Raw genomic sequence first — 6,000 nt, 5'->3', positions numbered from 1 at the left:
AGCGCGGCGGCGAGCGCGGCGATCGCCCGGCGGCCGGCGGGTCGGGCGGTGCCGGCTCGTGGTGTGCCGGCTCGTGCGGCGCGGGGTCGTGCGGCGCGGGGTCGTGCGGCGCGGGTTCGGGACGCCCGGGAGGTGGGGTGGCGCATCGGCTCGGCCTTCCGCATTCGGAGTGGGGTGCGTCACACGGAGAGTTATGTCACACCTTATTTCACGACGTGATCTAAGCAGTGACATAATGGCGGGGTCAAGACCTGGAAGCCTGCGGGGGAGGCGGCCGCCCCGGCCGCCGCGAGAGGGGGCCGGATGCCGGAACGGCACCGGAGGACCGTACGGGACCTGCGCCGCACCAACCGGTCGGTGCTGCTGCGGAGGCTGTACTTCGACGGCCCGCTCAGCCGCCAGGACCTGGCCAGGGAGACCGGCCTGTCCCCCGCGTCGGTGAGCAACGTCGTCAGCGAGCTGATCGAGGCCGGGCTCGTCGCCGAGGCGGGCAGCGTCGGCTCCGACGGCGGCCGCCCGCGCGTCCTGCTGAAGACCGCGGCCGGGTACGGCCACCTCGTCGGCGTGGACGTCGGCGAGACCCGCGTGATGGTCGAGCTGTTCGACCTCGGCCTGACCCAGCTCGCCAAGGCCGACCTCCCCCTCGGCGACGGCGGCCACGACGAGCGCGCCGTCGTCCGGCACATCCTGGAGGGGCTGCCCGCCGTGATCGAGGGCGCGTCGGTCGACCCGTCCACGATCATCGGCGTCGGGGTCGGCGTCCCCGGCGTCATCGAGCACGGCCCCGAGGCCGTCGTCCACTGCCAGACGATCGGCTGGGAGGGCGTCCCGCTGGAGCGGATGCTCCGCGCGGGCACCGACCTGCCGCTGTTCGTCGACAACGGCGCGACGTCCCTCGGCCAGGCCGAGATGTGGTTCGGCGCGGGCCGCGGACACCGCAACGCCGTCGTCGCGCTCATCGGCTCCGGCGTCGGCGCCGGCGTGATGATCGACGGCTCGCCGTACCGGGGCGCCGCGGGCAGCGCGGGCGAGTGGGGCCACACGACCGTCCAGGTGGGCGGCGCCCCGTGCCGGTGCGGGTCGCGCGGCTGCCTGGAGGCCTACGTCGGCGCCACCGCGCTGCTGGAGCGCTACCGCGCGGCCGGCGGCCCCGCGGGCGCCGACGAGGAGGACGCCCTGGCGGGCCTGCTGGCCGACCCGTCGGCCGCCGCCGCGGAGCTGCGCGCCGGGATCGCGAGCCACCTCGGCGCCGGGATCGCCGACCTGGTCAACCTGTTCAGCCCCGAGAAGATCATCATCGGCGGCTGGGCGGGGCTGCTGATCGGCGGCCGGATGCTGGGCGAGGTCGTCGACGCCGCCCGCGACTACGCGCTCCGCCAGCCGTTCGCGCAGACGTCCGTCGAGCTGTGCCACCTCGGCCCCGAGGCCGTCGCCGTCGGCGCCGCCACCCTCCCCCTCGCGCACCTGCTCGACAGCGGCGGCGACCCGGCGGGAACGCGGTAGCCGCGCCCGGCGGGCGGGGAAGGATAATGATGGCGGGAGGCTCCGCCCCCATCGGCATCCCGGAGGAACGACTCATGAGCACCGCAGGCCGTTCCGTGCGCGAGGACCTGCTGGACGCCGCCGCCGAACTCCTCGTGGAGCGCGGCTACCGGGGCGTCCGCATGCAGGACGTCGCGGCCGCCGCGGGAGTGAGCCGGCAGACCGTCTACAACGAGTTCGGCGACAAGTGGGGCCTGGCCCGCGCCGTCGTGATCCGCGACAACGAGCGCTACCTCGACGGCATCGACCGGGTGCTGTCCGAGCACCGCGACCTGTACTCGGCGGTGACCGCGGCGGTCCTGTTCTCGCTGGAGATGTCCGCGGACGACCAGCTCAAGAAGATGGTGCTGACCGGCGCGGGCGGCGACGAGCTGCTGCCGCTGCTCACGACGCAGAGCGAGCCCGTCCTGTTCGCCGCCAGCGCCCGCATCGCCGAGCACGCGCTGCGCCAGTGGCCCGAACTGGACCGCACCGTCCTCACCGAGATCACCGAGGCCGCCGTGCGCCTCACGACGAGCCACATCATGCTGCCGTCCGCGCCGCCCGAGGAGGTGGCGCACTTCATCGCCCGCATGGTCACCCGCTACACCGGCGCCCCGGAACCGGCCCCGGTGACCTCCGCGGACGAGCCCCGGTAGCGCCGAGGCGGCACGGCCGCCCGGTCCGTCCGGTCCGCCCGGGCCGTCCGGGCCGGACGCACCGTCATGGTGCGCTGATCGACCAGACATAGCCGTCATCCATGACGACGACGGACGCCTGGGAACCGGAGTGCCGGTACACGCGGCACCCGGGAGACGCCTCGGGAACCTCCCGCAGCGCGCCACCGCGGCCGTCCACGGACGCGCGCAGATCGTCGAAGCGCAGCCGCGCTCCCGTGAGAACTCCGTACCTCTTCTCGATCGCCTCCTCGACCAGGCCGGGGTCGGCCCGGTCGAGCCGGTGGACCTGGACGCTGAAATGCGTACCGGTCCAGGGGGCATGGCGGGAGCGGCGTTCCCAGAAGAACTCGACCAAGCCGTAGTCCCGCCACATGACGTCATCCCGGCGGTTCTCGCCGAAATCCGGGCCGAGGACGCGGGTGACCTCGTCCGGGGTGCGGGTCCGGTCCGCGCCGAGCACGGTGCCCTCGGTGACGACGTCGGCGGCGAACGCGAGCAGGGCCATGGCCCGATCATGCCGACCGCGGTCAGCCGAAGTCGATCTCGAAGCCGATGTTCCAGCCGCCGAGGCCCCGGCCGCCGGAGTCGAGCGGGGAACCGTCCCAGTCCGGCGGGACGTGCTCCAAGCCCGGGACGCCCAGGCCCGCGAACAGCACCATGAGCAGGGCCACCTCCTCGCCGGGGCCGCCGGGGCGGTCGTAGGCGGCGCGCAGGAGGGGCTCGTCGCACACCAGGCCCGCGTCCGCCGACCAGCCGAGCGAGTCCTCGTAGAACCGGTCGCGCTCGGAGTGGTGGAAGTTCGTGCAGTGCCCGGCGTCGTGGGCCGCGTCGAGGCCGACGACGCTCGACCAGTGCCGTCCCGGCTGGGACGTGCCCTGGACGATGGCGAACCCGGCGTCCGCGGCGCAGGCGAGGATCACCGGCCCCCGCGTCTCGGTGGCGAAGGCCTCCATCGCGGCGGGGATGTCGGCGGGCCAGTCGGCCGAGCCGGCCAGCCGCCAGCCGCCCTTGAACCGCTGCTCGCCGTCCTGCCAGGCGCCCGGCCAGTCCCGCGCGGCCCGCAGCTTCGGGACCTTCCTGGACGAGCGGACGAGCAGCACCGCCTCGGCCGACACGGTCTGGCGGGGCCGGCCGGGCGGCTCGGACGGCTCCGGGAGCTCGACGTCCAGGAAGCCCGGGACGCCGAGGCCCGACAGCAGCGCGCTGAACAGCGTGAACCCGAGGCCGTCGCCGCCGGGGTGGAGCAGCGTCCGTTCGAGCCCGCCCGGGTCGGGTGCGGTGCCCGCCGCGGCGGCCCAGGCCGGCAGCTCCCGCAGGGCCTCGTGCTCCCGGTACTCCGCCAGGTCGAGACCGTCCTGGACCGCCGCGTCGAGGCCGAGGACGGCGACCCGCGTCCCGTCGCCGGGAACCGCGTTGTAGACCAGCGCGAACCGGTCGTCGACGATCTCGGCGAGCAGGACGGGCCGGCCGGTCTCCCGCACGTAGTCCTGGGTCGCCCTGTCCAGGTCGTGGGGCCGTCCCTCGGACACCGCGAGGCGCCAGCCGTCCCCGCAGTCGCCCGCCTCCGTCACGCCGCCGAGCCAGTACCGCGTGGCCGCGAGGTGCGCGGACGCGTACCCGGTGCGGACCAGCAGCGCGATCATGGCGCGCCGGTGCCGTCGGCGGCCGGGACCGCGGCGGGCCGCGCGAGGGGTTCCGTGGTGCTCATTCTCGCCTCCTCAGGGTTGCCCCGCATCGAACCAACCGCGCCGGACGGGCCGAATCAGTCATGCGACCGGCCGCCTGCCCGGCGACACCGCCACGGATGAGAACGAGGTTCTAAAGTGGAGAGGCCGGGCGCAGGCCGGGGCGCTGCTAACGTTGCGTCCCGTGACGGGGACCGAGCCGCCGCCGCTGCGCGTGGAGACGATGACCAGCCGGCAGCTGGTCCGCCGGGCGCGGCTCATCGAGGCCGTCACCGAGATCGTGCAGGAGGTCGGGCCGCAGAACCTCCAGATGCGCGAGGTCGCGGAGCGGTCGGGCGTCGCCCTCGGCACCGCCTACCGGTACTTCCGCTCCCGGGAGCACCTGATGGCGGCGGCGTTCGCCGAGTGGCAGGAGCGGCTGACCCGCCGGATGCTCGGGCGCGCCGCCGCCGACGAGGACCCCGCCGTCCTGGCGGCCGACTACTTCCGGCGCGCGCTGCGGGCCTTCCACCGCAGCCCCCGGATGGCCGAGCTGATGATGCAGCTCCTCGCCTCGACCGACCCGGACGTCATCCGGGTCCTCGACCGGATGGGGTCCTCCAGCGAGGCGGTCCTCGGGCGGCTGCTCGCCACGGTGCCGCCCGAGCAGGCGCCCTACGTGCAGATCACGCTCGACTCGGTCCTAACGACGTGCGTGGCGAACCTCGTCACGGGCAGAAGCGGCCTGGACGAGGCCGTCCGCCGCATGGAGGGCGTCACCCGGCTCGTGCTCGGAAACGCCGGGGCGGCCGGCTGACCGCCCGCTCCGCGCGCCCGCTCAGGCCGGGCGCCGGGTGGCCAGGGCCCAGCCGTTGGCGCGCATGACGGTCTCGCACTCCTCCGGCGTGTAGTCGAAGTTCCGCAGGTCCTTGATGTAGGAGGCGGGGTCGGCCAGGCCCTCCACGTGCGGCCAGTCCGACCCCATGAGGATGCGGTCGGCGCCGACCAGCCGGAGCAGGTCCGCGAGCTCGTCCTCGTAGAAGGGCGAGACCCACACGTGCCGGCGGAAGGTGTCGCGCGGGTCCTCCGGGTACAGGTGCGGCACCTGGCCGTAGGACTTGGCCAGCTTCTCGAACAGGTGGAACACCCAGGCGGAGCCGATCTCGATCGAGGCCGTCCGCAGGTTCGGGAAGCGGTGGAACAGGCCGAGCGAGAGGTGGCTGGCGATCGTGTCGTGCATGGGCTCGGCCGAGACGAGCCCGCGGAACGCCGTGGCCCGGAACGCCTCGGTGAAGCTCTTCTCGCCCCACTCGGTGAGGAACTTCGTGTAGTGCGTCTCGCCGCCGTGGTAGGCGACGGTGATCCCGGCGTCGTTCGCGAGCCGCCAGAACCCGTCGAACATCGGGTCGCCCGGGGCGCGGGACCCCCGCTCGGTCAGGACCGGACCGGGGATCATCACGACGAAGCGGGCGTCGCGGCCGAGCGCCCACTCCAGCTCGCGCACCGCGTTGTCCGGGTCGGCGAGCGTGATGTAGGGAGCGGCGAAGATCCGGTTCCGGTAGGCGAAGCCCCAGTCCTCGTCGAGCCACCGGTTGAACGCGCGGAACGCCGCCGTGAGCGCCGGGATGTCGTGGCTCAGCGCGACCTCCATGCCGACGCCGAGCGTAGGGAGCATGAGGCACGCCTCCATGCCCTGCTCGTCCATGACGGCGAGCCTGGCGTCGCGGTCGCGGTACTCGGCGCGGATCGGCTCCAGCTCGCCGAACAGCCCGCTCGGATCGGCCGACTTCGGATTGCGGCCGCGGAAGTACTCGTCCATGACGCCGGGCCTGGCGACCGGGTCGAAGGTCGGCTTGGGGATGAACCGGTTGACCTTCCCACCGACCAGGAGGCGGGTCTTCCCCTCGATCTCCGCCCACTGCATGGCCCGCTTCCGGTACTCCGGCTCGATGTGCCGGGTGAACGCGTCCAGGGCCTCGTAGTAGTGGTTGTCGCAGTCGAAGAAGCGGAAGGGGAGCTCGTGCGCCATGGTGTGCCCTTCGTCGCGCCCCGGCGCACGGACCGCCCGCCGGACCTGTGGTTCCACCGGCAAAATTAGAACATCGTTTCTACTTTGACAACCGCTCCCCGGGAAG

6 protein-coding genes are annotated in these 6,000 nt (G+C 73.7%); 3 read left to right on the top strand and 3 right to left on the bottom strand.

What is annotated here, in order from left to right:
• Positions 1 to 303 precede the first annotated feature (303 nt).
• Positions 304 to 1,503, top strand: a complete 1,200-nt coding sequence (locus tag E1300_RS26885; RefSeq protein ID WP_131759856.1) for an ROK family transcriptional regulator — start codon at positions 304 to 306, stop codon at positions 1,501 to 1,503.
• A gap of 74 nt (positions 1,504 to 1,577) precedes the next feature.
• Entirely contained in the window at positions 1,578 to 2,180 is a 603-nt protein-coding gene (locus tag E1300_RS26880) for a TetR/AcrR family transcriptional regulator (RefSeq protein WP_131759855.1), read from the top strand.
• A 64-nt stretch (positions 2,181 to 2,244) separates the two neighbouring features.
• Here E1300_RS26880 and E1300_RS26875 read toward each other — a convergent pair whose 3' ends face one another.
• Positions 2,245 to 2,706, bottom strand: a complete 462-nt coding sequence (locus E1300_RS26875) for a hypothetical protein (protein WP_131759854.1) — start codon at positions 2,704 to 2,706, stop codon at positions 2,245 to 2,247.
• A gap of 22 nt (positions 2,707 to 2,728) precedes the next feature.
• Positions 2,729 to 3,844, bottom strand: a complete 1,116-nt coding sequence (locus tag E1300_RS26870; RefSeq protein WP_131759853.1) for a hypothetical protein — start codon at positions 3,842 to 3,844, stop codon at positions 2,729 to 2,731.
• 226 nt (positions 3,845 to 4,070) lie between these two features.
• Here E1300_RS26870 and E1300_RS26865 point away from each other — a divergent pair, with 226 nt between their 5' ends.
• Positions 4,071 to 4,682: a TetR family transcriptional regulator gene (locus E1300_RS26865; protein WP_165503019.1), complete on the top strand. Its 612-nt coding sequence runs from the start codon at positions 4,071 to 4,073 to the stop codon at positions 4,680 to 4,682.
• A 21-nt stretch (positions 4,683 to 4,703) separates the two neighbouring features.
• Here E1300_RS26865 and E1300_RS26860 read toward each other — a convergent pair whose 3' ends face one another.
• Positions 4,704 to 5,894, bottom strand: coding sequence for an amidohydrolase family protein (locus E1300_RS26860; protein ID WP_131759851.1), 1,191 nt, complete (start codon positions 5,892 to 5,894; stop codon positions 4,704 to 4,706).
• Between the last annotated feature and the right edge of the window lie 106 nt (positions 5,895 to 6,000).

The sequence above is a fragment of the Actinomadura fibrosa genome, from assembly GCF_900659615.1.
GTDB lineage: Bacteria > Actinomycetota > Actinomycetes > Streptosporangiales > Streptosporangiaceae > Spirillospora > Spirillospora fibrosa.
Note: the sequence above shows the minus strand (reverse complement) of the source record. Positions and strands in the feature narration are given on the sequence as shown.